General features: G+C 62.0%; 27 protein-coding genes. 13 read left to right on the top strand and 14 right to left on the bottom strand.

All coding sequences use genetic code 11. The features are described 5' to 3' along the window. The first annotated feature begins 6 nt into the window (after positions 1-6). Positions 7-1,545 carry a pyridoxal phosphate-dependent decarboxylase family protein gene (locus tag KU306_RS01340; protein ID WP_258302639.1) on the top strand — a complete coding sequence of 513 codons (1,539 nt, stop codon included), beginning with the start codon at positions 7-9 and terminating at the stop codon, positions 1,543-1,545. Positions 1,546-1,569: 24 nt separating this feature from the next. On the opposite strand, the gene KU306_RS01335 is transcribed toward KU306_RS01340, so the two are convergent. Both KU306_RS01335 and KU306_RS01330 read right to left on the bottom strand, forming a co-directional pair. Beyond that, positions 1,570-2,004, bottom strand: a complete 435-nt coding sequence (locus tag KU306_RS01335) for a universal stress protein (RefSeq protein WP_258302638.1) — start codon at positions 2,002-2,004, stop codon at positions 1,570-1,572. 83 nt (positions 2,005-2,087) lie between these two features. Continuing rightward, positions 2,088-4,031: an ATP-binding protein gene (locus KU306_RS01330; protein WP_258302637.1), complete on the bottom strand. Its 1,944-nt coding sequence runs from the start codon at positions 4,029-4,031 to the stop codon at positions 2,088-2,090. A 134-nt stretch (positions 4,032-4,165) separates the two neighbouring features. On the opposite strand from KU306_RS01330, the gene KU306_RS01325 reads away from it, so the two are divergent. Continuing rightward, positions 4,166-4,516, top strand: a complete 351-nt coding sequence (locus KU306_RS01325; RefSeq protein WP_007542737.1) for a DUF7113 family protein — start codon at positions 4,166-4,168, stop codon at positions 4,514-4,516. Here KU306_RS01325 and KU306_RS01320 read toward each other — a convergent pair whose 3' ends face one another. Then, entirely contained in the window at positions 4,517-5,791 is a 1,275-nt protein-coding gene (locus KU306_RS01320) for a DNA double-strand break repair nuclease NurA (RefSeq protein ID WP_258302636.1), read from the bottom strand. Between the two features lie 131 nt (positions 5,792-5,922). Here KU306_RS01320 and KU306_RS01315 point away from each other — a divergent pair, with 131 nt between their 5' ends. After that, positions 5,923-6,582 carry an HAD family hydrolase gene (locus KU306_RS01315; protein ID WP_007542739.1) on the top strand — a complete coding sequence of 220 codons (660 nt, stop codon included), beginning with the start codon at positions 5,923-5,925 and terminating at the stop codon, positions 6,580-6,582. 40 nt (positions 6,583-6,622) lie between these two features. Here the strand turns inward: KU306_RS01315 and KU306_RS01310 are convergent, their stop codons facing one another. Further along, positions 6,623-7,021, bottom strand: coding sequence for a DUF7993 family protein (locus tag KU306_RS01310; protein WP_258302635.1), 399 nt, complete (start codon positions 7,019-7,021; stop codon positions 6,623-6,625). 66 nt (positions 7,022-7,087) lie between these two features. After that, positions 7,088-7,534 (bottom strand): DUF2240 family protein, encoded by a 447-nt coding sequence (locus KU306_RS01305; RefSeq protein ID WP_007542741.1) that lies wholly within the window; start codon positions 7,532-7,534, stop codon positions 7,088-7,090. Positions 7,535-7,682: 148 nt separating this feature from the next. Here KU306_RS01305 and KU306_RS01300 point away from each other — a divergent pair, with 148 nt between their 5' ends. Further along, a complete protein-coding gene (locus KU306_RS01300) occupies positions 7,683-8,060 on the top strand; it encodes a 30S ribosomal protein S8e (RefSeq protein WP_007542742.1) in 378 nt (125 codons plus the stop codon). 180 nt (positions 8,061-8,240) lie between these two features. Here KU306_RS01300 and KU306_RS01295 read toward each other — a convergent pair whose 3' ends face one another. Next, the gene (locus KU306_RS01295; RefSeq protein WP_007542743.1) at positions 8,241-9,242 is read right to left on the bottom strand and encodes a phosphate signaling complex PhoU family protein; all 1,002 of its coding nucleotides are present in this window, start codon (positions 9,240-9,242) and stop codon (positions 8,241-8,243) included. A 344-nt stretch (positions 9,243-9,586) separates the two neighbouring features. On the opposite strand from KU306_RS01295, the gene KU306_RS01290 reads away from it, so the two are divergent. The 5 genes from KU306_RS01290 (at position 9,587) to phoU (ending at position 15,006) form a co-directional block, all read left to right on the top strand. After that, positions 9,587-10,639 carry a PstS family phosphate ABC transporter substrate-binding protein gene (locus tag KU306_RS01290; RefSeq protein ID WP_258302634.1) on the top strand — a complete coding sequence of 351 codons (1,053 nt, stop codon included), beginning with the start codon at positions 9,587-9,589 and terminating at the stop codon, positions 10,637-10,639. Between the two features lie 62 nt (positions 10,640-10,701). Further along, positions 10,702-11,661: a phosphate ABC transporter permease subunit PstC gene (pstC, locus tag KU306_RS01285; protein ID WP_007542746.1), complete on the top strand. Its 960-nt coding sequence runs from the start codon at positions 10,702-10,704 to the stop codon at positions 11,659-11,661. 1 nt (position 11,662) lies between these two features. Then, the gene (gene pstA / locus KU306_RS01280) at positions 11,663-13,291 is read left to right on the top strand and encodes a phosphate ABC transporter permease PstA (RefSeq protein ID WP_007542748.1); all 1,629 of its coding nucleotides are present in this window, start codon (positions 11,663-11,665) and stop codon (positions 13,289-13,291) included. Between the two features lie 50 nt (positions 13,292-13,341). Continuing rightward, complete coding sequence (gene pstB / locus KU306_RS01275; protein ID WP_007542750.1) at positions 13,342-14,190, top strand: phosphate ABC transporter ATP-binding protein PstB; 849 nt, start codon at positions 13,342-13,344, stop codon at positions 14,188-14,190. A gap of 135 nt (positions 14,191-14,325) precedes the next feature. Then, entirely contained in the window at positions 14,326-15,006 is a 681-nt protein-coding gene (gene phoU / locus KU306_RS01270; RefSeq protein ID WP_007542752.1) for a phosphate signaling complex protein PhoU, read from the top strand. A 60-nt stretch (positions 15,007-15,066) separates the two neighbouring features. Here phoU and KU306_RS01265 read toward each other — a convergent pair whose 3' ends face one another. Then, positions 15,067-15,345, bottom strand: coding sequence for a hypothetical protein (locus KU306_RS01265; protein ID WP_258302633.1), 279 nt, complete (start codon positions 15,343-15,345; stop codon positions 15,067-15,069). Between the two features lie 208 nt (positions 15,346-15,553). On the opposite strand from KU306_RS01265, the gene KU306_RS19020 reads away from it, so the two are divergent. Both KU306_RS19020 and KU306_RS01260 read left to right on the top strand, forming a co-directional pair. Further along, a complete protein-coding gene (locus tag KU306_RS19020; protein ID WP_425499531.1) occupies positions 15,554-15,769 on the top strand; it encodes a DUF7534 family protein in 216 nt (71 codons plus the stop codon). A 248-nt stretch (positions 15,770-16,017) separates the two neighbouring features. Continuing rightward, complete coding sequence (locus KU306_RS01260; protein ID WP_258302632.1) at positions 16,018-16,371, top strand: hypothetical protein; 354 nt, start codon at positions 16,018-16,020, stop codon at positions 16,369-16,371. Positions 16,372-16,520: 149 nt separating this feature from the next. Here the strand turns inward: KU306_RS01260 and KU306_RS01255 are convergent, their stop codons facing one another. The 3 genes from KU306_RS01255 to KU306_RS01245 all read right to left on the bottom strand — a co-directional run bounded on the left by KU306_RS01255 (position 16,521) and on the right by KU306_RS01245 (position 18,885). Then, positions 16,521-17,615 (bottom strand): DUF418 domain-containing protein, encoded by a 1,095-nt coding sequence (locus KU306_RS01255; RefSeq protein WP_258302631.1) that lies wholly within the window; start codon positions 17,613-17,615, stop codon positions 16,521-16,523. A gap of 252 nt (positions 17,616-17,867) precedes the next feature. Beyond that, a complete protein-coding gene (locus KU306_RS01250; protein WP_258302629.1) occupies positions 17,868-18,395 on the bottom strand; it encodes a GNAT family N-acetyltransferase in 528 nt (175 codons plus the stop codon). Between the two features lie 283 nt (positions 18,396-18,678). Continuing rightward, positions 18,679-18,885, bottom strand: a complete 207-nt coding sequence (locus tag KU306_RS01245; protein ID WP_152417760.1) for a hypothetical protein — start codon at positions 18,883-18,885, stop codon at positions 18,679-18,681. Positions 18,886-18,999: 114 nt separating this feature from the next. Here KU306_RS01245 and KU306_RS01240 point away from each other — a divergent pair, with 114 nt between their 5' ends. Continuing rightward, on the top strand, positions 19,000-19,371 hold the full coding sequence (locus KU306_RS01240; RefSeq protein WP_007542764.1) for a hypothetical protein: 372 nt from the start codon (positions 19,000-19,002) through the stop codon (positions 19,369-19,371). A 134-nt stretch (positions 19,372-19,505) separates the two neighbouring features. On the opposite strand, the gene KU306_RS01235 is transcribed toward KU306_RS01240, so the two are convergent. Beyond that, the gene (locus KU306_RS01235) at positions 19,506-21,734 is read right to left on the bottom strand and encodes a CDC48 family AAA ATPase (protein ID WP_007542766.1); all 2,229 of its coding nucleotides are present in this window, start codon (positions 21,732-21,734) and stop codon (positions 19,506-19,508) included. 196 nt (positions 21,735-21,930) lie between these two features. Here KU306_RS01235 and larC point away from each other — a divergent pair, with 196 nt between their 5' ends. Continuing rightward, a complete protein-coding gene (larC, locus tag KU306_RS01230) occupies positions 21,931-23,532 on the top strand; it encodes a nickel pincer cofactor biosynthesis protein LarC (protein WP_258302628.1) in 1,602 nt (533 codons plus the stop codon). An 18-nt stretch (positions 23,533-23,550) separates the two neighbouring features. Here the strand turns inward: larC and KU306_RS01225 are convergent, their stop codons facing one another. The 3 genes from KU306_RS01225 to KU306_RS01215 all read right to left on the bottom strand — a co-directional run bounded on the left by KU306_RS01225 (position 23,551) and on the right by KU306_RS01215 (position 25,879). Further along, positions 23,551-23,970 (bottom strand): VOC family protein, encoded by a 420-nt coding sequence (locus KU306_RS01225; RefSeq protein ID WP_007542770.1) that lies wholly within the window; start codon positions 23,968-23,970, stop codon positions 23,551-23,553. Between the two features lie 119 nt (positions 23,971-24,089). After that, positions 24,090-25,013, bottom strand: coding sequence for an alpha/beta fold hydrolase (locus KU306_RS01220; protein WP_258302627.1), 924 nt, complete (start codon positions 25,011-25,013; stop codon positions 24,090-24,092). 134 nt (positions 25,014-25,147) lie between these two features. After that, the gene (locus KU306_RS01215) at positions 25,148-25,879 is read right to left on the bottom strand and encodes a hypothetical protein (RefSeq protein WP_258302626.1); all 732 of its coding nucleotides are present in this window, start codon (positions 25,877-25,879) and stop codon (positions 25,148-25,150) included. Between the last annotated feature and the right edge of the window lie 39 nt (positions 25,880-25,918).

The raw sequence follows: 25,918 nt of genomic DNA, 5'->3' as shown, positions 1-25,918 counted from the left end.
TTTACTATGGCTTCGTCGGACGAGTTCGACACGTTCGACCCCGCCCCGGACGACTTTCGGGAGTTGGGGTATCGGACAGTCGATATGATTGCATCGTATCTGGAAGACATAGACAACCGTCCGGTCTTCCCCGGAAAACCACAGACCGAAGTCGAGGCGGTTTTCGACGACCCACTCCCCGAGACTGGACAGGACCCCGCTGCCGTCCTCGACGAGTGGCCCGACCGAGTGCTGCCCAACGCGACTGCCGTGGGGTCGCCGCGGTACTTCGGGTTCGTGATGGGGTCTGGAACGCCGATGAGCGTCTTCGCCGAGGCGCTGGCGGCGTCGGTCAATATGAACGCTGGCGGGTGGAAGGCTGCACCGGCCGCGACCGAAATCGAGCGACAGACTATCGAGTGGCTTGCCGAGATGATTGGCTACCCAACCGACTGCGGTGGTCTCTTCACCAGCGGCGGGACGATGGCGAACTTCACGGGCATCCTCACCGCGCTTCGAGCCAACGCCGAGTACGACACGAAATCCCGCGGCCTCCAGTCACCCGAGCGCCCCGGACAGTTCAGGCTCTACATGGCCGACCACGAGGGCCACTCGTCGGTCTATCGCGTCGCAGAACTCCTCGGACTCGGTAGCGACGCGGTTCGACTCGTCCCCAGCAACGACGACTTCACCATGGACGTCGACGCCCTCGAAGCGCGACTCGACCGAGACGAGGCCGACGGTGACGTCCCGTTCTGTGTCGTCGCGCAAGTCGGCTCTATCAACGCTGGCGCTATCGACCCGCTTGCGGACATCGCGGATGTCTGTGCGGACCACGACGTCTGGTTCCACGCCGATGGTGCCTGCGGCGCTGTTGGGGCGATTCTCCCGGAGAAACGACCGCAGTACGCTGGACTCGAACGGGCTGATTCGGTCACCTTAGACCCGCACAAGTGGCTGTATATCCCCTACGAGTGTGGGTGTATTCTCGTCGAGGACGTGTCTCAGATGGCCGAGTCGTTCGCGATGCACGCCTCCTATCTGGAGGGGACGAGACGAACCCCCTACGAAGGCCCAGATTACTACGAAATCGGCCCGCAGATGTCGCGGCGGTTCCGGGCGCTGAAAGTCTGGATGAACCTGAAACACATCGGCGTGGAGGGCTACCGAACGCTCCTCTCACAGAACGTCCGGTGTGCGGAACACCTCGATTCGCGCGTCCGCGACGCTGACGACTTCGTCTCCCTCCACGAACCGAACCTCTACATTTACTCGTTCCAGTACGCGCCGCCAGACCTCCGGGCGGCGGCAACCGAGGGGAGAAAAGACCCCGATGCAATCGACGAGTACCTCGACGAACTGAACCAGCGAATCGCAGACGAGATTCAACTCACCGGCGTCGCGTTCGTCATGACGACCGCGGTTCACGACCGAACCGTCCTACGACTCTCCATCTGTAGCCACCGCACGACGCCCGACGACATCGACCGAACCTTCGAGACGCTCCGCGAAATCGGCGAACGAGAGGACGACACGCTGCGCCGAACACTCGATTTGGAGGTGTGACCCGTCGCACGTCACTAACGCGCCCTACCTGACGATAGTCACAGGAACGGGCGCGTGTCGAACGACCGCTTCCGCGACGCTCCCGAGGACGATGCGCGAGACACCCGTGCGGCCGTGGCTGCCCATCACGACGTGGTCGAAGTCCGCGTCGTCGGCTTCCAGTACGTCCACGATGGTTCCGGCAGGGCTCCCGACCGCGATTTGCTCGTCGACCTCGCGCTCGTCGTCGACCAGTCCGACCTCGGCTTTCGCCTCCGCGAACGTCTCTCGTGCCTCGCGTTTTTCTTCTTGGTACCACTCTTGGGTTCCGCTGAGCGCCCGTTCTCTGTAGTCGGCGTTGGAGGGGTTGATGATGTGAAGCAGCGTCAGGCGCGCGTCGGGCCACTCCGAAGTGGCAAACCGGAGCGCAGCGATGGACTGCGGCGACCCGTCGACAGGAACGAGTACGTGTTCGGCCATGCAACGCCCTAATCGGTGCGAGGACAAAAATCCGGGCGACGAGAGCGGGGGTGGTGCAGTGATTCAGCCGGTGGCGACTCCAGTCAGTCGCCGTGGCGCGTCACACACGTCGAGAGGCCTTTCAGTTCGACCGGTTCGGAGTTGTCCGGCGAGTAGACGACCATCTGGCCTTTCTCCATGTACGGGACCTTGTCTTCGAGGTTCGGCGGGATGTTGACGCTCTTGATAGCGTCCTCGTCGCCGAGGTTGAGGACGACTTTCGTGTTCACCTGTTTGAACACCGGGTCGGCGATATCCTGTGGGTCCTGCGTGATGAGGAACAGGCCGAGTCGCTCTTTGCGACCCTGCTTGGCCGCCTCGGTGAACTTCTGGATGACCTTTTGTGCCTGCACGGTGTCGGCGTCGGTCAGGAAGTTGTGCGCCTCGTCCATCCCCAGCACCAGCGGTGTCTCTTTGATGCGCTCGCTGTCGGGGTCGTTCGAGAGTTTGTCGTCGATGAGGAGCGACGAGACGGCGAGGACGAACAGCTCTTTGGCGCGACTCGACGGCAAGTGATAGGTCGGAACGACGGTCAGCCCACCAGGTCGGACGAGTTCGTGGTCGAGGTCCGTGATTGGCCGCGCATCTTGGTCGAACACGCCGCTCGGAACGCCTCGCACCCGGCGCTTGACCGCGTCGAACGTCGCTTCGTGGACGCGCCCGGACTCGTGGAGTTCCTCTTTGAGCGCCGGGTCGTCGAGGAACGTCAGGAACTCGTCGTAGGTCCCTTGGTCGCCGTAGTTGCGGAAGAACCGATTCAACAGTTCGAGGAGCGCCGGATACTGGTTGTCGTTGAGGTTGCTACCGGCGACCAGCCACGGGAGGTCCCGCGCCATCGAGAAGGGGATGGTGAACTCCAACTGCTCGGCGCGGTGGTTCGACCCCGGATACGACGACCCGGCCATCTTGGGGACGAGTGCGACGGTGTCGTCGTGGCCGCCGTACGCGATACCCTCACGCTCGTACCGCTGGGCGGTCTCGGCGTCCATATCCGGGTTGTCGTCGTGCATCTGGGCGTACTCGTCCTGCGGGTCGAACTGGACGACTGCGGTCTGTACGTCCCGACCGTCGTCCATCTCGTAGGTTCGCTCGGGAGAGAGGTACTGCCGGAGGATGTTCTTCGACCCGTGGGTCTTACCTGACCCGGTCCCGCCCGCGACGAGGGTGTGCCGGAAGACAAGCGGGTCGCCGTCAGTGTAGTCGTCTTTCAGTCGATAGTCGATGGTCGGCGGTTGCGCCGCGGTTCGGACCTTCTCGCCGCCGACCGAGAGATGGCCGAGGAAGACGCCCTCCTCGGGAATCTTCATTCCGGTCTTGATTTGCGTCGCGTCGTCGGCCTCGCCGACTGTCGCCCCCGGCTTGGGAACGCGGTCGACCATCCGACGCTTCAGGTCGCCGCGGTCCGAAAACAGCACCGCGATGGGGTCGAGTTCGGCGACGAACTTGTAGTCGCGCTCGGCGAACTCCTCGGCCGACCGGCGCATCGCCCGGCGGGCGTGAATCTCGGTCGCGTCGTCGGCCTGGAACTCCTGGGCGTACTCCAGGCCGACGATGCGGCAGAACAGCAGCTCGTCGCCCGGATAGGGGACGATGAGATACTTTCCGAGACGGACGTGCTCGCGGTTGCCCGCGGTGACGAACGCCCGCAGCGTCGTTCGGTCTTGGTCCTCAGAGACGCGAAGCCCCTGCGAGACAGAGAGCGCACCGATACCCTGTTCAGTGCCGATGGGGTCCGCATCGTACCGTTCGAAAGAGACGCTGTCGTCTGCTGTCGTCTCCGCCGCAACGTCGGCGCGCTCGACACCAGTCTCGCCGCCGTCAGAGTCGTGTCCTGTGACGGCGTCTTCAGCCTCGCTGTCGCCCGACTGGTCGCGTGGTTCGGACGTAGACTCACGTTCGGACGCGGACTCGGATACGGACTCAGACTCGGCGGCCGTGTCGTCGTCCTCGTCGCCGACGAAGTCGTTGAAGTCCCCCAGGTCAGTCATGTCCGAAGGCTCTCGGGCGACGAGTAAAAAGTCTCACCACCGGCCGTGGTGGGGACGCTCGCGGCCACCGAATCGAATCTCTCGGCCGCTCTCGTTCTCGCACGCCTTTTCAGTGTCGCCACCTTAGGATAGCTATGCTCTTGGTCCGCGGTCACGGCGGCGGAACGGCCCTCACTGGCACCATCTTCGAACGGGGTGAAGAAGCGCCCAGCTACCGGGGTGCGCCCGACGAGGATGCGCCCTACGTCTGGGTTTGCGACGAGTTTTACGAAGTCGAAAGCGGCGGCACCGAAACGACCATCGACGGGCAGAAGATTCGGGTCGCGTTCGACACGCCGCTTCCCCGTGGCTTCGACACTCGCGAGCAAGCGATTACGGCGGCAAAAGAACACATTCGGACGCAGTTCGCGCGCGTCGGCGTCGCCAGCACCGACGTTCGAATCGAAGTCATCAGGCCGGAAGACGAAGGCGACGCTGCGGCCTGACTACTCGCCTTCGCCTTCGTGCCACCGCACGTCGTCGTAGGTGCGCATCGACCCCGACGACAACGTCTCTTCTAGCTTCCGGCGAAGCGCGGCTTTTTCGACGCCGCTCACCCGCGCGAGTTCGTCGGCTTTCGCGATTGCCTTCGGTGGACCGCGCTCGGCCGCCACGTCCCGAACGAGGTGGTGCATCAGGTTCTCCCGGACGTCGGGGTCCTTCGTGAACGCGTAGGGCGCTTCGACTCGGTAGCAGACGTCGGTCCGCGGGTCGTACAGGACGAAGAACGTGACTGTGTACGCCTCCGGGTCGAGTTCTCGGTCGATACCGAAGGCGTCGCCGTCGGCACTCAGTTGGCGGTCGGCCCCGCCGCGCGAGACGAACCAGTTCGTGAACGTGAGCGCGTTCGTCTCTCTGCCCTCGTGGTCGACTCCGTCGCCGCGTTCGAGCAGGTGGACGAAAAACGAGGTGTCGTCGATCCACGGTACGTCGCCGCCGCCGGTCTCCCGGAAGTGCTTCTGGACAGTCTTGACGACGTTCTTCGCGGCGGGATTCTTGACGAACCCGGCCAGTGGCACGTCTCGCTCGACGAAGTGCTCGACGAGACGGACGTAGTTCTCGACGACCTGTTTCGGCTTGGCCTCTCGCGCGAGGTCGCGGAGTTCGGCGTCGCGGTCCTGCCAACTCAGCAGTTCCTTGGGGTACAGCGGGCCGTCGAGAAGGAGCAGGTCGTCGACCTTCTCGGCGTGTTCGAGCGCGTGCGAACTCTCTGCGAGGTAGAGTGAGAGCGCGTGAACGACGCCCTCTGCGTACTTACTGACCCGCGGCGCGCGGAGGACCCGGCGACGACCGTATCCCTCGTCAGACCGGTACCACTCGTCGTCGAAGTGGGCAGTTCGGTCGCGCGTGTGAACCGTCATGACGATGCTGCGGTGGCGGTGGAGGTCGAGGTTCGAGGGGTCCGACGCCATCGCCGCGTGTGCGACGTCGAGAACGAGGCCGTTCTTGAACGTCGTCGGGTTAATCGTCCCCGAGTCGAGGCCGTGGACGGTCGGAAACGGCGAGTCCGCGAGCGCGACGTCGTCGATTGCGGCCGCGTACAGCTGTTGGTCGCCCAGCGCCTCGACGACGGGCAAGCCGCCATCGGTTGAGCGAAGCGGGTCGAGCCACTGTTCCCACACCGTCCGCGCGATGTCGTCGTGGTCGGCGTCGTCGACCGACGTGGCGATAGCGCCCGCCATCGACGCGATGTCGTCGACGTGGACGGGGTCGAGCGTCATACCTCGGCGTCGTCGCGGACAGTAAAAAACCCGCCTCTCCATCGGAGGCGGCTCCCGCGCCCAAACGGCAGTTGATACACTGCCGGTTCCCGGCACGCTCATATCACTTGCTGTCCAAGGCTCCGACGACGATGTCTGTCACCGCAGTCGGGTTCGACCTCGACTACACGCTCGCCGTCCCGACGCGGGACCGCGAGACTATCCTCGAAGAAGCTGCGGCTGCGGCGGGCGCACCGCAACTGTCGCGAGAGGCGTATCTGGAGGCACACCAACAAAACCTCACGAACCGCACTCGGACGCCGATTTTCGAGTCGCTGCTCGACGAGCACGACTCGGCGGTGGACCCGAAGCACGTGGCGACGGCCTACCGCGAGCGCATCACCGAGGCCGTCGTCCCCGTCGAGGGCGTCGCGGCGATGTTGGCGGGGCTCAGAACGACGTACCGCGTCGGCCTCCTCACCAACGGCCCGGTCGTCGCACAGGAGGCGAAACTCGACAAACTGGACTGGAACGACTACTTCGACGCCGCCCTCGTAACCGGCGCGCTCCCGGCCGGCAAACCGGACGGGCGGGCGTTCGACGCGCTCCTCGACGCGCTCGACGTCGAGCCCGACGAACTAGTCTACGTCGGCGACAGCGTCCACCACGATATCGCCGGTGCGCACGACGTCGGTATTCGGCCCGTTCAGGTTCTCGGCGAGGGCTGTGACGACCCGGACCCACGGGCCATCGCACACATCCCCCGCGCCGAACTTCCGACGCGACTCCCCGAACTGCTGGCGGACCTCTGAGACTGCTCGCCGACCTCTGATTATATCCTCGCGTCCACTCTCAGTTCGATTCGTCCGCGTCAGCTTCGAGCGCTGCGACCAGTGCGCGGAACGCCGGAAGCGTCCACTTCACCTGCGCACCGTCTTCGACGAACACCAGCGTCCGCGGCGGCCGGACTGCCTTTGGGCGAACTCGAAGCCCCTCTTCGTCTGCCGCCTCGGCGGTTACGTCGGGGTGGGCGATGAATTCGATTCTGGTTCGGTCGGGCTGGACGTACACTTCGGCGACGCGTTCGTCGTCGGCCGCGACGGCGTAGGCGAGCGCCCCGTCGTCGGTCGGCTCGACGTCGGCGTCGGAATCGACGATGGAGAGAATCGAGAACGTGTCTTCGTGCCCGGTCAGTTCGGACGCGAGAAGCTGTGCGATGCGCTTCCCGTCCGAGAGTCTATCGACGACCATACCCGACGTTCGCGGGGCGACGGTTTTGGGGTGTCGCTTCGGCGTCGCACCGTGTCAAGCCGGGCGCTACTCCGCTAACCCCGATTTGGCCTTCGCAGCCGCGTCACCTACCTCGACACCATTCGAGCGGGCGAAGAGCACGGCGGCGGCCTCGGCGGTCACGCCAAGTTTCGACTGTCGCTCGTTGATACCGGCGACGGCGGCCTGTTTCTCGATACCAGCAGCGACGCAGGCGTCGAGAATCTGTTCGAACGCGGACTGCTCGCGGAGGACCGATGCGTCTGGTTCGAACTCCTCGGGAACCTGCACGTCGGCGGGGTCGAACGTCGCGACGATTTCGGTGCCGTCGCGCTCGACGAGTCCGCGACCTGCGGCGAGGTCGATGAGGCGCTTTGCCTGGTCGGGGGAGAACCAGTCGCGGTCGAGAGACAGGGCGACGACGAACTCGCCCTCGCCGAGGCGGGTCGACCCGTGCTGACGGAACGGGACGGCGACGGTGACGTCGAGACTCATTGGTTCGGAGGCGGCGGTGGGCGACCAAAATGGTTTGTGTTCGCCTCGGTGCGTCCCTCCACACGCCGGGTACCTCGCCACACATATGCGAACGCCTCACAAGAGCCGATTCGAGCGATTCAAGTAGTCACCGAGGTTTTTACCCCGTATGAAGGACCAAGGACGCTCCAAGCGGAAGCGAACCGGTGGGCGGCTCAAGCCGTCTTCGAACAAGAAGCGCTACCAGCTGGGTCGCGAACCCGCCGCCACGACGGTCGGCGAGCCCCGATTCCAGACTATCGACTCCCGCGGTAACAACGAGAAGCTCCGCACGCTCTCGACGAACGTCGCGCAGGTCGCCGACGGTGCAGAGGTCACGCAGGCCGACATCGAAGGCGTCATCGACAACCCGTCGAACGTCAACTACGCCCGCCGTAACATCATCACGAAGGGCTCTATCATCGACACGAGCGCCGGTCGCGCCCGCGTTACCTCCCGCCCCGGTCAGGACGGTCAGGTCAACGCCGTCGTCGTCGACGAGGAATAACGTTCTCTCTGCCGCGTCGTTCCTGACGCGGCACCGACTGTCTTTTCGCTGAGAGCCAGAGCCATGGCATTCGTCTCACCGAGCGGTGACACCGTGGCTCGAACCGCCACAGTAAACTAAAATAAACTAAATAGATTTGGAAGAGACGCCTCCGGCTCTCTGGTGGTCGAAAGAGAGCAGTTAGGGCGTCGGTGCGGCCTTCTGAAGCGCCGTCTCGGCGATGTTGCCGCCGTAGTCGGCACTCCGGGAGACGGAGTCGACGATGAGGCCGAGCAGTTGCGCACGGGCCGGGTCGAGACCGCGGAGGAGTTCGTCGATTTTCCGGGCTCGCTCGTCGATGGCCTGGACGGCCTCACGCGACTCGTTTGCCAGCCGCGTCGCCTCGTTGCTGTCTTCGGCGAACAGGGCGTCCATCCCGCCGTTGACGACCTTCTTCGCCTCTTCGAAGAGGTCCTCGATGGCGACGACGATTTCCTCGTCGACGGGCTCTTCGAAGTTCAGCGTCAGGTGGGCAATCTTGGTCGCGTGGTCGCCGATGCGTTCGAGCTGCCGTGCAGCGGATTGGTAGTCGAAACACGCCTCACGGGGCAGGCCGAGTTCCTCGGCTGCCTTCGGAGTACGGAGGGTGGCGCGGAAGATTCGGGAGACGACCATCCAGAGACGGTCGACGTCGTCGTCGCGCTGGATGACGTCGCGGGCCATGTCCGTGTCCAGTTCGGCGAGGGCCGCGATGGCGTCTTCGAGCATCGACAGCGAGATGAGTCGCATGCGCGTGACCGCGTTGTGAATCGAGAGCTCGGACGAGTCCAGCAAGTCGCGGATAACCACGCGGTCGCGCGTCTCTTCGAGCACTTCCAGTCCGACGAGGCTCTGGGTCGCTTCGCGGATGGTCCGCCGCTGGTCGGTCGTGATGCGCGAACTCTCCAGCGCGATGATGTCGAACCCGCTCACGTACATCGTCATGACCGCACGCGTGAGTTCGTCGCCTTCGAGGTTCGTGATGTCGAGAGTACCCTCGGTTCGCTCCTCTTCGGAGCGCGGAGTCAAGAATAAGGAGTCGCCTTCGGGGTAGAATTCGACTTCGCTTCCGGCGGAGACGCCGTTTTCCGTCGCCCAGTCTTTGGGGATGGAGACGGTGTAGGTGGAACCGCCTGTCACCTGCACCTTTCGGGTTTCGACCATACGCGAGCATGGTCGTTTACGCACAATAAAACTGTCTATCTCTATATAATGATTGGTGAAATTACCCTGCTGGGAGGAATCTCGGGTCGGTTGGGGATGGTACGGGTGCCAATATCCATCTCTTGGTGGTAAGTAATGTCAGACTACAACCACCATTCGGGAGTGCCGGGTAGTTGAGCGCTTCGGGAGATATTCACACGCCTCACTGCTATCCGAAGGACGGCTCACTGCCCCGGCGATTCGCATCGAGCGTTCTGTCAGTCCCCATGACCCACATACCAGAACGTACCTCTATATATTTGTCATAGCAGCGTATTTACCCACAAATCCGATTCATAGCGATAATGACGCGCAAGACGGACGACATCCTGTCGCGACGCAAATTCCTGATTGCCTCTGGCGCGGCTGGACTCACCGGGCTCGCTGGCTGTACGGAAAACAACAGTAACTCCGAATCCGAACCCACCGAAGCGTCCGGTGGCTCGGGCGACTCTGAGGACTCCGGTTCGGGGTCTGAGTCCGAAGGACTCTCGGGTGACATCAACGTCGCCGGCTCTTCGACCGTCTTCCCGCTCGCCACCGCGATGGCCGAGCGCTTCCAGAAGGAACACTCGGAAGTCAACGTCAACATCCAGTCCACTGGCTCCGGTGGCGGCTTCGCCAACTACTTCTGTACCGGACAGACGGACTTCAACAACGCCTCGCGCCCCATCAAGGGCGAAGAGCAGGACCAGTGTTCTAACAACGACATCAACCCTGTCGAACTCAAGGTCGCAACCGACGCGCTGACGGTCATCGTCAACAACGACAACGACTTCATCGGCGAGGGCCTCACCGTCGAGCAGCTCAAGACCATCTTCTCGGCCGAAGAGAAGCCGACGATGTGGTCCGACGTCAACTCCGAGTGGCCCGAGGAAGAAATCGAAATCTTCGGTCCCACCGACGCCTCCGGTACCTACGACTACTTCATCGAGGCCATCCTCGGCGAGGAAGGACCGGGTCACCGCCAGGACTACTCCGCGACCGAACAGGACCGCACCATCATTCAGGGTGTCAAGGGTTCGAAGTTCGCTATCGGCTACATGGGCTTCGCGTACTACAGCGAAAACACAGACGCCGTCCAGGCAGTCGCTGTCGACAACGGCGACGGCTACGTCGAGCCGTCCCTCGACACGGCGCTCTCCGGCGACTACACGCCGCTTTCGCGCCCGCTGTTTACGTATCCCGCCAAGGAGTCGCTCGCGAAGGACCACGTCGCCGAGTTCGCCCGCTACTGGATGGAAAACTCCACCAGCAAGGAAATCGTCGCCGACGAAGTCGGCTACGTGCCGCTCGGTGAAGACGAGAAACAGGAGATGCTCGATAAGCTCAACTCGGCCATCGAAGAGGCTAACTGAGCGTCTACTGCCAGAATAGGGTAACGAAGCGCTTTTTCATACACCACGATTCATACAATCCAATGAGTACAGATGACCTCGAAGCAGACCTCACGCGGAACACGGAGAACGCTCCGCGTGAGTTGCTGACGCGGTCGTTCTTCTTCCTGTGCGCGGCGCTTTCCGTCGTCACAACCATCAGCATCGTTGGACTCCTCATCACAGAGGCGTCCAAGTTCTTCAGCCTCACCGCACCGCTGATGGGTGTCGCAGGAGAGACGGCGAACCTCGTCGACTTCCTCACGGGAACGACCTGGCAAATACATAGCAAAGAGTTCGGCGTGATGGCCCTCATCTCGGCCACGCTGATGGTGACTATCGGGTCCGCCATCATCGCACTCCCACTCGGAGTGGCGACGGCCATCTACCTGAGCGAGTACGCGAGTCCGCAGGCTCGGTCCATCCTCAAGCCTGCGCTCGAAATCCTCGCTGGCGTTCCGACCGTCGTCTACGGGTTCTTCGCGCTCATCTACATCACGCCCGCGCTGCGGGTCGTCTTCCCCAACATCGGGACGTTCAACATGCTTTCGGCGAGCATCGTCGTCGGTATCATGATTATCCCGATGGTCGCGTCCATCAGCGAAGACGCGATGTCGGCCGTGCCGGACGAACTGCGACAGGCCGGATACGGCATGGGTGCGACGAAGTTCGACGTTTCGACGGGCATCGTCGTCCCCGCCGCGCTCTCCGGTATCTTCTCGTCGTTCATCCTCGCGCTCTCGCGCGCAATCGGCGAGACGATGGCTGTCACCGTCGCCGCCGGTGCGCAGGCGAAGTTCCTCAACCCGCTGAACCCGGCATCGTACCTCGAAGGTGCGCTGCCGATGACGGCCGCGATGGTCCAGCTTCTGACCGGTGACATCACCGGTGGCGGCCTCGCCTACCGCAGTCTGTTCGCAATCGGGCTGGTCCTGTTCGTCATCACGCTCATCATGAACATCATCAGCGACTTCGTCGCACGACGCTACCGGGAGGTCTACTGAGATGGCAACCGAGCAAGACTCCAGTTACGCACAAGGATTCGGACAGGTCAGCCGGACTGCCGGTCTCGTCTTCCGGTACCTGCTCTTGGCCGCGACGATGTTCGGTATCGTCACGCTGGCGGTGCTTCTCGTCTACGTCGCCAACGACGCTATTCAGCCCCTCACGGCCGACGCCGGATGGCACCTGACGTTCTTCTTGACGCTCGTCCTTCCGACGATACTCGTCGGCGGCGCACTCTATCGCCGGAACCGCGAAGCGCTCAAACTCGGTGGGATGGTCGTCGGCGCACTGCTCGTCTCACTGCTGTTCAGCGGTGGCGTCGCAATCGTCTTCGTCGATATCATCCCGCCGCTGACCGGGTTCTCCTACGCTGTTGGTCTCGCCGTCGCCGTGGCTGGGACCGTCCTGCTGACGAAGTACGAAACGCAGATTCCCTTTACCGCACGCGTGGCCGCCACGGGGCTGTTGTTCTTCCTCTCGCTGTTCGGTGTTCCGGGCTACTTCCACAGCATCCCGGAACTCGTCCAGCAGGCCCCGGTCGTTCCCACTGACTGGATTATCCTGACGCTGGTCCTCGGCGGTCTCACTGCACTCGTCGTCGGTCAGTACATCGCTCGGGTCCGCGAAGACACCAAAGCCGGAGTGGCCGCCGGTGCAAGCGCGCTCGTTCTCACGGCTCTCGGTGCTATCGTCGGTCCGTTCGTCGGTATCGATGCCAACGCGCTCGTCGTCGTGACCGCAGTTTCGTTCGTTCCCACTGCGGCGTACGCTGGCGGTTCCGTCATCACTCGCGAAGAGTTGAAACCCGGGCTCGTCTTCGCGGCCACCGTCATCGTCGGTGCACTCGTCGGTGCTGTCGCCGTCGACGCGCTCGGGTTCGCCGGACCGCAGGCGTGGACCGACTGGCAGTTCCTCACCAGTTCGCACAGCGGGAGCGCCGAGAACGCGGGTCTCTACCCCGCCATCGGTGGTTCTATCCTCCTGATGGTGACGGTCGCCGCACTCTCGTTCCCACTCGGTGTCGGTGCCGCGGTGTATCTCGAAGAGTACGCCCCGGACAACCGATTCACCCGATTTATCGACGTCAACATCTCGAACCTCGCTGGCGTCCCCTCTGTCGTCTACGGACTGCTTGGCCTAGGTGTGTTCGTCACGTACCTCGGGCAGGCGACCGGGACGGTTCTCATCGGCGGTGCGACGCTCGCACTGCTCATCCTGCCAATCGTCATCATCTCCTCTCGTGAGGCGATTCGCTCCGTTCCGAACGACATGCGACAGGCATCGTACGGAATGGGCGCGACACGCTGGCAGACGGTTCGGAACGTCGTCCTCCCCGAAGCGTTCCCGGGTATCCTCACCGGGACTATCCTCGCGCTCGGCCGCGCAATCGGTGAGACCGCACCGCTCATCATGATTGGTGCTCCGAACGTGGTTTTCAACCTCCCGACGGAACTCTCGTCGAAGGTGAGCGCGATGCCGCTGCAGGTGTACGCGTGGTCGAGTCTGTTCGCCAGTGAGGACTTCTACACCAAGGCCGTGCCCGCTGGTGTCGTCGTTCTGCTCGCGGTGCTCCTCGCGATGAACTCCATCGCCATCGTCCTCCGGAACAAGTACGAAAGCGAAACCTAATACAGCCAATGAGCCAAAGAGACAAAGAGACTGAGGTTGAATCATCAGCAATGACCGGGACAAACGACCCGACGAACGACGAGATGCTCGTCGAGACCGACGTGAGTGATGGTCTCTCGGCGGCCGAGAGTTCGGTCACAGACGACGCTGAAACCGTCATCGAATCCAAAGACATCAACGTCTGGTACGGCGACGACCACGCGCTCACGGATATCTCGATGGAGATTCCGGAGAACAGCGTCACCGCGATGATTGGCCCATCGGGGTGTGGGAAATCGACGTTCCTCCGGTGTATCAACCGGATGAACGACCTCATCGACGTCGCACGCGTCGAGGGGGACCTGACGCTTCGCGGCAAGAACGTCTACGACGACGACGTCGACCCCGTTGCACTCCGCCGGCGCGTCGGGATGGTCTTCCAGAAGCCGAACCCCTTCCCGAAGAGCATCTACGACAACGTCGTCTACGGCCTGAAGATTCAGGGTATCGACGGCGACTACGACCAAATCGTCGAGGATTCGCTGAAGCGCGCCGCCCTCTGGGACGAGGTCAAAGACCGCCTCCACGAATCCGGTCTCGACCTCTCCGGCGGGCAACAACAGCGTCTCTGTATCGCTCGTGCGATTGCGACCGACCCCGAAGTCCTCCTGATGGACGAGCCGGCGTCCGCGCTCGACCCCGTCGCAACCTCGCAAATCGAGGACCTCGTCGAGGAACTCGCCGAAGACTACACCGTCGTCATCGTCACGCACAACATGCAGCAGGCGGCGCGTATCTCCGACAAGACCGCCGTGTTCCTCACCGGCGGTGAACTCGTCGAGTTCGACGACACCCAGAAAATCTTCGAAAACCCCGAGAGTCAGCGCGTCGAAGACTACATTACCGGGAAGTTCGGGTAGTCGACCACACGGGGCAGTTGCGCCCACGTGCGGTGTTCCGGTCTCTCCCTTTTCTCACCTGGTTTTTGCTTGTCACATGCTATCGTCACCAGTGGCATCACAAGGAATTTCACCACGCCTAACGCAACGCCACGTATGGCCCGCAACAGTTACCAAACGCTGCTCAACGAACTCGAAGAGGATGTCTTATACCTCAGCGAGCTCGTCGCCGAGCGCGTCCGCTTCGCACTCGATGCGCTCGAAGACAAAGACGAGCGCAAAGCCGAGGAAGTCATCGAAGGCGACCACGAAATCAATCGCATCTACCTCGACCTCGAACAGGACTGTATCGACCTGCTCGCGCTCCAACAGCCCGTCGCGAGCGACCTTCGGTTCATCACGGCGTCGTTCAAGATTATCACCGACCTCGAACGTATCGGTGACCTCGCGACTAACCTCGCACAGTACGCCATCGACGCCGAAAACGACGTGTACACGGAAGTCGATATCCGGCGTATCGGCGATGCCGCCCTCGACATGGTCGACCAGGCTATGGACGCCTACGAGAGCGAAGACACGGAACTGTGTCACTCCGTGGCAGAGCGCGACGACAACATCGACACGATGTGTAACGAAGCCTCCCAGACTATCGTGCGCGACCTGATGTCTGGAAGCGACTTCGAAGGCGACGGCGAACTCGACCCCGAAGAGTTCCTCGTCGACGTTCGCCGCCTCCTGCTTACGGTGCGTGACCTCGAACGCATCGGCGACCACGCGGTCAACGTGGCGGCGCGGACGCTCTACATGATTGACAACGACGACTCGCTTCTGTTCTAAGGTTCCCCGCGGTTTCGTTTTGTTCGGTGCAAACAGACTCCCCAGAGGCGGGACAGTCGGTCAGGCCTGCGTCTGGGCGAACAGATAGCCGAACGTCGAAACTGCACTCCCGACAGTCAACACTCCATACAGGAGTACGTACTTCCACGAGTACGTCGACGCGTTCCAGACGGAAACGGCGGTTGCAACCGCCGCAAGTCCCAAGAAGCCATAGACGACGGGCATGCCTTCCAGCGAGAGTCGATGTGCGAGTATCTCTTCTGCGACGAGCGGAGCGAGGACGCCACAACAGATGGCGAGGAGTCCGGCGGTGAACCGGCGGTCAGCGTGGAGGGCCATACATTGAATTGACAGGATGAGTTGGTATTTTTTCTGCTATTGGTGTGGGATTGATACGGAGATTTCCAGCTCTGTTGAAATTATCTGTTGTTGATATTTTGTCGGAGCCGTGCTGAATAGAGGGCGCGAGTCGGTCAGGCGAGATTGATTACAGACGAACCTGTTGGATGGTTCGATGCAGGTACGTTGATAATCCGATTAACTGTATATGTGTAATATGCTTGAATCGTCATTTGCTCGTTTTGTGGCGACCGTTCTGGGTGTCCTATTCTTTGCACAATTGATAGACGGGCTGTTCATCCCGCCAGACCCGTTCTCACAGTTGCTCTTCATCGGCCCAGTGATGATTGTGGCTCTCCCGGTTGCGTACTACCTGAGTTACCGAGGCGGGTACGAGCGACTGGCAACACGTGTGGATTGGTGAATTTTCCACATTCGACATTGGGTGAGTAAGCTGAACCAACGTGAATACAACAGCAGGAGGTTGCTGAACGCACCCTCTGTATGTTGCACGCGACTTCTGACAGGGTTCAGTGAGGTTTCTGCGGTCATGCTGAATAGAGGACCCGAGTCGGTCGCTGGCGAACGTATTAAATACCTGACTAGTATTTGTTCACATACGCGTTGCAGCAAAACTGATTGCCCGCTGCTATTCAGATTCTCTCCCTTTCGATGACTGACATTGACGATGCGTTCGGCGGTGTGTGGGCTGGCGTGAGTACGATGCTAGTCGCAGTGCTCGCTATCGGCGTCTTCGTATTCTGGACAAACCCTGTCAACATGGGTGGCGTCGTCGCGGGACTGGTTCTCGCTCTCGTCGGTCTTGTGCAGGTTCTCGCCCCTCGCGTCTCACCGTGGGTCGAGACCCTCAGCAACCACTGGATTGGCCTGGGTTGGATACTCGTCGGTGGCGGAGTAGTGGCTCTCGGAGTGCTTGCTTCCGCAACAACCGGGGGGCTCGTTGGTGGGCTTGTCCTCGGAGCATCGTTCATGCTCTATGGAGGCTTCGTCGTAGTTAGTCGATAGATTCTCTGTCTGTGTCACGCTGTTTCTGGTTGCCCTCGTGACGTACAGTAGGTTTTGGGTGGAGTTTCTGTATCTGTCTTAAGCGGAAAGTGCGACCCGTGAAACAGCAACAGCAAACGTCTGCCAGCGATTCACCACCGCCTTCGTTTTCACCGCCAGAGTGTTCTATCTGTCACCGTGCGCATGACCTGTTCGAGTGGCCCGCGTGAGTATCGTTGCAGCCACAGATACGAGAAGACGATACCGAGTGCGGAGAACGTGAGCGCGCTGGCCATCGCAAAGGGTGGCGACTGGTTTTCGAGACGACCAACCATCTCCAGCGCGCCCATTCCGAGCAAGACGTGTGCGACGTAGAGGCTCAACGCCATCTGTCCGGTCGAAACGAATGGCTCCAGCAGGTCCTCGTTGGAGACGTACTCGCAGAGTTCGAGACAGCCAGTGATAACGACAGTCGCGGTGCCAGCCCCCGCGAGAATGTAGAGCGGCATCGGTGGCATCGGTTGCGTCCCGAACAAGGACACGATATCGGACTGCGGCACCGATGAGAGGCTACTGGCAAGTGTCTCGGTGAGCATCCACGACGCGGATTCTGCGACGGCAACGACTGCGAGTGCACCGGCCAGCACCCGTCGTCGAAGCGTGACGTTTTGCAGATTCATCCGGCCGAGGAGCATCCCGTACAGCAGAAACGCCACCCACGGGAACACCGGGTGGAAGCCGTTGTACAGTAGGTGTCGAACCATTCCACGGACGGTCCAGAAGTTCGTGTAGGTGAGCGTCGCGAAATCCCAGCCGCGCTCGTAGTCGATGGCGAACAGGAGCACCACGAAGCCGAGCACGAACCCACTCGTGAGCATCCACAGTCGCCGTCTGGATGCGGTCACGGCGAGCGCACCGATGGTGAGATACAATCCATAGAAGTGCAGGATATCTGCCGGCCAGATTGGGACGTACAGTAACCCAACCACGAAGAGGAACACCGCACGTCTGAACAGCGTGTCCCGCTTTTTTCGGAGTGATTCGACGTCTCCCGCCAGTCGTGCTCTGTTCGTGTACAGCGTTATTCCCACGCCCGCCAGCACGACGAACAAGGCGGCTGCGCGGCCGTGAAACAACTGTGAGAGAGACAACACCCAGTGTGGGCCGTTCGAATCGGCCCCCATCACAATCTCGAAATTCACGATGACCATTCCGACGACGGCGAACGACCGTGCCACGTCGTAGCCGATGATTCGGTCACTCATGGCCTACAACCAGTAGCTTTGGATGCAGTGTCGAGACCGATTCCTGAGAATATATTCACCGCGTTCGAAAGGAGCACAACAACGTGTCTCTCCACTCCCTCATCTACTTTCCTGTCAGTGGCCCCTCGATTGCTTCGTCGGGGTTGCCAACGAGAGCGAGTTAGAGGGCGCATCTCGTGCACAGAGTGCAAGAGGTGACTTCGTCACCTCGTCAACTCTCCAGCACCTCGCTCGGTCCGTCCCATTCCGAAGCTAGTACCCATACCGTTCGACATCCACGTAGTCCCCGTTCGCAAACTGTGATTGACGAGCAGTCCCTTCGTGTACGAACCCGAGACGTTCGCAAAGAGACTTCGAATCCTCGTTCGGGGCCATCACAGTCGCAGAGAGACGGTGTAATCTGAGTTCTTGGAATCCGTATGCAAGCAGGTGTGCGCTAGCTTCGAGGGCGTATCCTTCTCCCCACGCCTTCGGATGGAACCACACGCCAAAGTTCGCGTATCCATCGGTGTGGTTAACGGGGGCGAGTTGCACTGACCCAATTGGTTCCCCCGAGAAATCGCCGTCGGTCGGAACGGCGAGTAGAGAGACGGTGTCTTCGTCGTGTTCTCTCGGCCAAAGCTCGTCTCGGTAGCGCTCTTCGGTGTACGGCGTTCTGAACACACTGATGTATCGTCGGACTTTCGGGTGGTTCACTCCCTCTCTGAGGAACTTGATGTCGTCTTCTTCAGGGGGCTTGAGTTCGAGACGGTCGCATTCGATAAACGTTGGTCGTGACATGATGTATCTGTGGCTGCGGGTGGCTAACGAGCAATACAGCAGCACGCGAAGCTGACGACACCCTCGATTGGAGACGGAGGCGACAGTCAGCTCAGAAGCAGGAAGAAACGGTTATCGGTCAGCTCTATCATCAAATATTCTAATGTGTTGATAAAAATGTACTGGTCAGTGCTCTCAGCAGTGACTCACTCACGGGGTACACTCTGTATTGTGTTACACCAGTCCTGACAGACCAAATGGGTGTTCTGCGGTCGTGCTGAATTCGGGTTGGGGCCGTCCAAAACTACTCGTGAACTCGTGGACTGGTCTCGCTGTGATGGACGTAGTAATTGACGAGCAGCAAGATAACCAGACCGAGGAGGAGGGCGACGTTGACTGTTTTTATTCCGTTGATGATTGGAAAGGCGTCACCTCCACCTGCTGCTTGAACCAATAACACAGCGAGAGTGTAACCAACAGAAAGATAGCGCACAAGTCGTTTTCTATCCATTATCTTCTGTTCGGAACAGACTCACAAAATGATTCTGAACCAATAGGTTAAGGATTGACAGACCCGCCTCACGTCTGACTCAACACTTTTATGTCTATGTTTTGTCTCGAAAGCATGGCTGACTCCAAAGCCCTCTCGATTGGTGTCCTCGCTAGCGTATTCGCGTCTGGGGTGTACTATCTCGATGGGTCGTGGGACGCACAATTACTGTTGGTTCTCGGACTCACGTGGGGCATCGCCGGGTGGGTAGTGACCCGAAACCGGTCCGCTTTGAAGAACCCGAACACTGTGCCGCAGATTCTGTTCGTTCTCTTGGTGATGGGACTCCCGCAGTTCGGTATTCACTCGGACCTTTCACTTGGAACGCTTCGAAGTCCGCTTATACTGTTCGTGATGGGTGTCGCAGTTGCCGGAATTGGACTCGGAGCAGAGGTGAGTACGTCACCCGCTGAAGAACAGAGTACTACGGTCGCTTCTGCCGACTGACCCGCTGCCGGATTTTCCTCTAGTCAAGACGCTATCGCTATCGTACCCCTCGGATTCGTCAGAACCGAATCGTCAGACAGCGCGTCCGCTACCGTCCCAATACGCTAAAAAACGAAGACCCCGCAGGCGTCGGCTTACTGGAAGCCGATACGGCCGTCGCGGGTGTCGGGCGAGAGTCCCTCGCGGGAGCCACCCTTGAACTGGTCTTGAATCTCTTCGTAGTAGCGCATCAGGTCTTCCGTGATGGTCGGCCGCACCGACTCCATCGCCTTGCGGAAGTGCCGCATCTCGATTTCCTCGGCGTCGTCGCTCTCACGGAGTGCCTCGATAGCTGCCTCGCGGCAGATGGATTCGAGGTCCGACCCGACGTAGCCGTCGGTAATCTCGGCGATTTCGCGGAGGCTCACGTCCGGCGCGAGCGGGCTCGACTGGGTGTGGATGTCCAGAATCTGCTCGCGGCCTTCCTCCTCGGGCTGGCCGATGAGGACGAGCCGGTCGAAGCGACCCGAACGGATGAGCGCGGGGTCAATCATGTCCGGGCGGTTCGTCGCCGCGATGACCATGACGTTGCCGGCGTCTTCGAGGCCGTCCAACTCGGTCAGGAGTTGGTTGACGACGCGCTCGGAGACGTTGTTACCCATGTCGTTGCCGCGGGCTGGCGCGAGGGCGTCCAACTCGTCGAAGAAGATGATGGTCGGCGACACCTGCCGCGCCTTGCGGAAGGTCTGCCGAATCGCCTTCTCCGACTCACCGACCCACTTCGACAGCAGTTGCGGCCCGCGCACCGAGATGAAGTTCGCGTTCGTCTCGTTGGCGACGGCCTTCGCGATGAGGGTCTTCCCCGTCCCGGGTGGGCCGTAGAGGAGAACGCCTTTCGGTGCCTCGATGCCCATGCGGTCAAACTTCTCGGGAGTGACGAGCGGCCACTCGACGCTCTCTTTGACCTTCTGTTTGGGGTCTTCGAGACCGCCCACGTCCTCCCACGTGACCTTCGGAATCTCGACGAGCACCTCGCGCATCGCCGAGGGTTCGACCTCACCGAGGGCACCGCCGAAGTCGTCGTTCTTGACGACCATCCGGTCGATGAGACTCGGCGGGATGTCCTCGCGGTCGAGGTCGATTTCCGGCAGGTAGCGGCGCAATGCCTTCATCGCCGCCTCCTTGGTCAGCGCCTCGATGTCGGCACCGACGAAGCCATGGGTGTCGTCGGCCAGCGTGTCGAGGTTCACGTCGTCCGAAAGCGGCATGCCGCGGGTGTGAATCTGGAGAATCTCCTTGCGGCCCTCCTCGTCGGGCACGCCGATTTCGATTTCGCGGTCGAATCGACCGGGACGACGCAGCGCGGGGTCGACAGAGTCGACGCGGTTCGTCGCCGCGATGACGATGACCTGACCCCGGGCTTCGAGGCCGTCCATCATCGTCAAGAGTTGGGCGACGACGCGGCGTTCGACCTCGCCGGTCACGTCCTCGCGCTTCGGCGCGATGGAGTCGAGTTCGTCGATGAAGATGATACTCGGCGACTCCTCTTTGGCGTCCTCGAATATCTCGCGGAGTTGCTGTTCGGACTCGCCGTAGTACTTCGAGATAATCTCCGGGCCAGCGATAGAGAAGAAACTGGCAGAGGTCTCGTTGGCGACCGCGCGGGCGAGGAGCGTCTTCCCCGTCCCGGGCGGGCCGTGAAGCAGCACCCCTTGCGGCGGCTCGATGCCGAGCTTTTGGAAGATTTGCGGGTGCTTCATCGGCAACTCGACCATCTCGCGGACGCGCTGAATCTCGTTGGTCAGGCCACCGATGTCCTCGTAGGTGATTCCGCCGCCGGTCTTCTCGAATCCCGAAATCGGCTCCTCGCGGAGGTCGACCTCGGTGTCCTCGGTGACGAGGACGACGCCTTCGGGCTTCGTCTCGACCGAGATGAGCGGAATGGCCTGTCCCGGCGACCGCATGAACGGGTGGTTCGTACTCGACATCACCGGGACGATGTCGCGTTCGACCACGGGCCGCTTGAGAATCTGCCGTTTGACCATCCCGGCCGCGTCGGAGCCGAACTGCACGCTCGCCTCCTCCGGCGGCGCGAGCACGAGCTTGTCGGCCTTCTTGGCCTCTGCTTTCCGGATGGTCACGCGCTCGCCGATGCTCACGTCGGCGTTCTGCCGAGTGAATCCGTCGATGCGAACCGTATCCGTATTCCAGTCTTGCCGGTCTGCCCGCCACACCTTCGCGGCGGTCGTCTTCCCTCCTTCTATCTCGATGATGTCGCCCGGTGAGAGCTTGAGATGGAGCAGGGTGTCCGGGTCAAGACGGGCGATACCGCGCCCCGAGTCGTTCGGGTACGCCTTCGCCACTTCGAGTTGGACTTCGTTCATAGTATCCTCGCGGGGATGCTGATACCTGTGAGATGCCTTCGGATAAGTTCTTCCCCGAGTCGACCTCGGCGACAGTACTCCCGCAGGTGACAGCCTACCAGACCCTACGGCAGGTAGCTACTAATCCCTACCGACTAAACACCCCCCGGCCGCGACGATGCCGGGCGTTTTTACCCTTCGACAGCAACGAATTGGTATGCGACTGCTCGCGTTCGACGGCCGGATGGGTGCCAGCGGCGACATGCTCCTCGGTGCGCTCGTCGCCGCCGGTGCCGACCCGGACGTCCTCTCCCCCGTCGAGGATGCCCTCGACGTCTCCTACCGTGTCCGTACCGTCGACAAAAACGGCATCTCGGCGACCAAAGTCGACGTGCTTCTCGCCGAGACCGACGGTGGCGACCCGCGTGGCGAAGGCCACGACGCGGACGAATACGGGCACGAAGACGATTCAGACGCCGATGCTAGCGAGGGCGTCGACGACGATGCTAACAGCGACACCAGCGACACCAGCGACACCAGCGACGCCGGCGACGCTAACGACGCCAGCGACGACGACCCACGCCGTGAGCACCACCTCCGTGGCAGTCTGGCCGGAGGGAGCGGCCACGGGCACAGTCATTCCTACGAGGACAGGCACGGTCATTCCCACGAGGACGGACACAGTCACGGTCACGGGCACTCTCACGGGCATTCCCACCACCACGGTGACGACGGTCACCACCACCACGACCACACTCACAGCCACGGCGACGGCGACCATCACGAACACTCCCACCATCACGACCACACCCACGCCGAGGGACACGGCCCACACCGAACCTATCCCGAGGTCGTCGAACTCGTCGAGTCGATGGACCTGCCGGACTCGGTCGTCGCGGACGCGACGGCTATCTTCCGCATCCTCGGCGAGGCCGAAGCCGAGGTCCACGGCACCGACCTCGAAGCGACCCACTTCCACGAGGTCGGTGCGGACGACGCCATCGCCGACGTGGTCGGAACGTGTCTCCTCCTCTCGGACCTCGACGTCGAGCGCGTCGTGACCGGCCCCATCTCGGTCGGCGGCGGCGAGACGACGATGAGCCACGGAACCTACCCGATTCCCGCGCCCGCGGTCCTCAACGTCGTCGAACAGGCCGACTGGTCCATCCGCGGCGGGCCGGTCGAGGCCGAACTGCTCACCCCGACCGGGGCCGCCATCCTCGCGCACGTCGCCGAGGGCGTGGAGACGCTCCCCTCGATTTCGGTCGAGTCGTCGGGCTACGGCGCTGGCGGGTGGGACTTCCCCGACCACCCGAACGTCCTCCGGGCAATCGTCGGCGACGGTGGCTCACGACTCGTCCGAGACGACATCTCCGTCCTGGAGACCAACCTCGACGACGTCGAACCCGAGGTTCTCGGGAGCCTCCAAGAGACGCTGAAAGACGCCGGCGCGCGCGACGTGACTATCCTCCCGACGACGATGAAGAAGTCCAGACCCGGTCATCTCGTGAAGGTCATCGTCAAACCCGACGACGTCGAGCGCGTCGCCTACCGCCTCGCCGTCGAGACGGGAACGCTCGGAATCAGAGAACACGGCGCGGGGCACCGCTGGACGGCACGCCGCGAGTTCGAGACGGCGTCGCTGGACATCGACGGCGACACCTACGAGGTCGCGGTCAAGGTCGCAAGCGACGTCGACGGCGACGTCTACGACCGCAGCGCCGAGTACGACGACGCGCTCGCGGTGGCGAAAGAGACGGGTCTCGCAGTTCGAGAAGTGATGCGCCGAGCGGTCGATGCAGTCGTAGAAAACGACTGACTGCACCGACTCGACTGCTCAATCGTCGGTGAGTTGCGGATACGCGACCTCCCACAGGTGGCCGTCAGGGTCGGCGAAGTACCCTGAATAGCCGCCCCAAAACACCTCTTGTGCGGGCTTGACGATGTCTCCGCCCGCGGCTTCGGCCTCTTGGAGAGCGGCGTCGACGTCCGACTTCTCGGAGACGTTGTGGGCAATCGTGACGCCCGAGAAGTCGCGTTTTTCTGGAGCGGAGACGGCTTCCAGCGGGACGGTCGCGTCCTCGGCGAGCGCGTCCCACGGATAGAGCGCGAGCCACGTCCCGTCGAGCGTGAAGAACGCGATGTCACTGTCGGTGTCGCGGTCGCGCAGGGGGAATCCGAGGCCGTCGCGGTAGAAGCGAATCGACTCGTCGAGGTCCGACACGCCCAGTGTCACGACCGTTATGTTCGGGTCCATTCAGAAGCGGTCGCTCGGTGTGGTGATAAACACAGCGCGGGCGAACGATTCACACCTCACAGCTCTCAGCTCACACCTCACAGCCCTCAGCTCACACCTCACAGCCCTCAGCTCACAACTCACAACTGTTCGAGGAAGTCCCGAACCAGCGGTACGAGGTCGGGGCCGAACTCCTCTTGGACGTAGTGGCCGACCCCGTGGAGTCGGACCGACGAGGAGTTCGCGAACAGTCCCTCGAACGTTCGAAGTTCCGCCGGGCGGAACGCCCTGTCTTCCATCCCCCAGATGATTCGCGCGGGGAGGAACGCGATGCGCTCGCGGCGTTCCCACAGCGACGAGAGCCACGCGGTCGAATCGAGAATCGCCTTCGGAAACACCGCTGTCGCGGTTCTGTCGCCGCGGTTCGCCATGCGGTACTGCTCGCGTGCCGCCGCCGAGAGCTTCGAGCGGTCGGCGAATCCCATCGGCATCACCACCCGCGTAAAGAGGTCGAACCGTTCGATGAGTTCGCGGCCGAGACGACTTCCGAGGAGCGACGAGAAGCGACTGAAGTGCGTCTCGTCGTTCACGGGCCACATCCACGTGTTCATCACGACCAGCCCGCGGACGTTGTCGGGGCGCCCGATGGCGTACGAGAGACCGATTGGGCCGCCCCAGTCTTGGACGACGAGGACGACGTCTTCAAGTTCGAGTTCGTGGATGAACTCCTCGACGACGGCGGCCTGGGATTCGGGCTGGTAGGAAAAGTCGGCGGGGCGTTCCGACAGCCCGAACCCGAGGTAGTCGAGTGCGACACACCGGTATTGGTCGCGCAGGCCGCGAATCAGGTGTCGGTAGAGAAACGACCACGTCGGGTTCCCGTGGAGCATGAGCAGCGTCGCCGCCCCGCCATCGTCCGGCCCCTCGTCGACGTAGTGAACCGCACCGGCCGAGAGACCGAGACACTTCGATTCGAACGGATAGGCGTGTCTATCGACCCACTCTGTTCCGTCGTGAATTGACGAGAGCGACTCGTCGAGCGCGCTCGGGCTGACGGATGTCATAGGCTGGAGATACGCGCCGAACCCGTATAAGCCCGAACCCCGGAACACGCGAATTCGGGAGTTAGACGCGGACTAATCGGAACAATCCGGGACGAAACGAGTGGTTGAACGGCTGGCGTGACACCGGCGACGACTCACGCTTCGCGCTCGCGGTGTTCGTCCAGCGCCTCCTCGACACTCAACTCGCCGCCAGCGACGCGGCGGGCCAGTTCGTCGTCTATCGTCCGGTTGTCCACGGACTGCTCGCGAGACTTGGATTTGATGCGCTGGAGCTCGCCGTCGGTCGGTTCTATCTCGCGGGAGTCGATTCGCTCGCCGTCTATGCGTGCGATGTTGACCGCGGCGAGCACGTCACCCATCCCGCGCGCACCGGAGCCGAGATAGGGGGTCGTACCGGTCTCGTCGACGAGTTCGACCGGTACGTCGTCGAGGTCGTTGATGATTTTCGCACCCTGGAGGCGCGCGCCGTCGCCGATTCGGACTAGCGGGTCGACGGCGTCGTCCGTCTCGCTTCGGATGACGTCGACGGCGTCTGCGAGCGGGACGTGGAACGCCGCGACGACCGTCTCACCCGAGAGGACGGCGATTCCGGGTCTCGTTCCCGGGTCGACGCCGACGACGATTCGTCCGCCGCCGCCGCGGAGTGTCGCGAGCGCCTCGTCGACCGCGCGGCGAGCGTCGTCACCGGTCGCGGTCACTCGCGAGCAGTCGGTTTCGACCTCGTCGTCGGGGCTGGTGATGACGACTCGGGCGCGGTCCGGCAGGGGGTCACCCGGTTCGACGGTGGTGAAGGTGACCCCGCGACTTCGGAGTTCGGCCACGGCTTCGTGGTAGAGTTCGAAGTCCGCGGTGGCGACGACTATCACGCTGAGAGCTTCGTGACCGAGCGGATAAAGCGTATCGCG

The sequence above is a fragment of the Haloferax larsenii genome, from assembly GCF_024730625.1.
GTDB lineage: Archaea > Halobacteriota > Halobacteria > Halobacteriales > Haloferacaceae > Haloferax > Haloferax larsenii.
The sequence above is the reverse complement of the archived record's forward strand: the minus strand, read 5'-3'. Positions and strand labels throughout refer to the sequence as shown.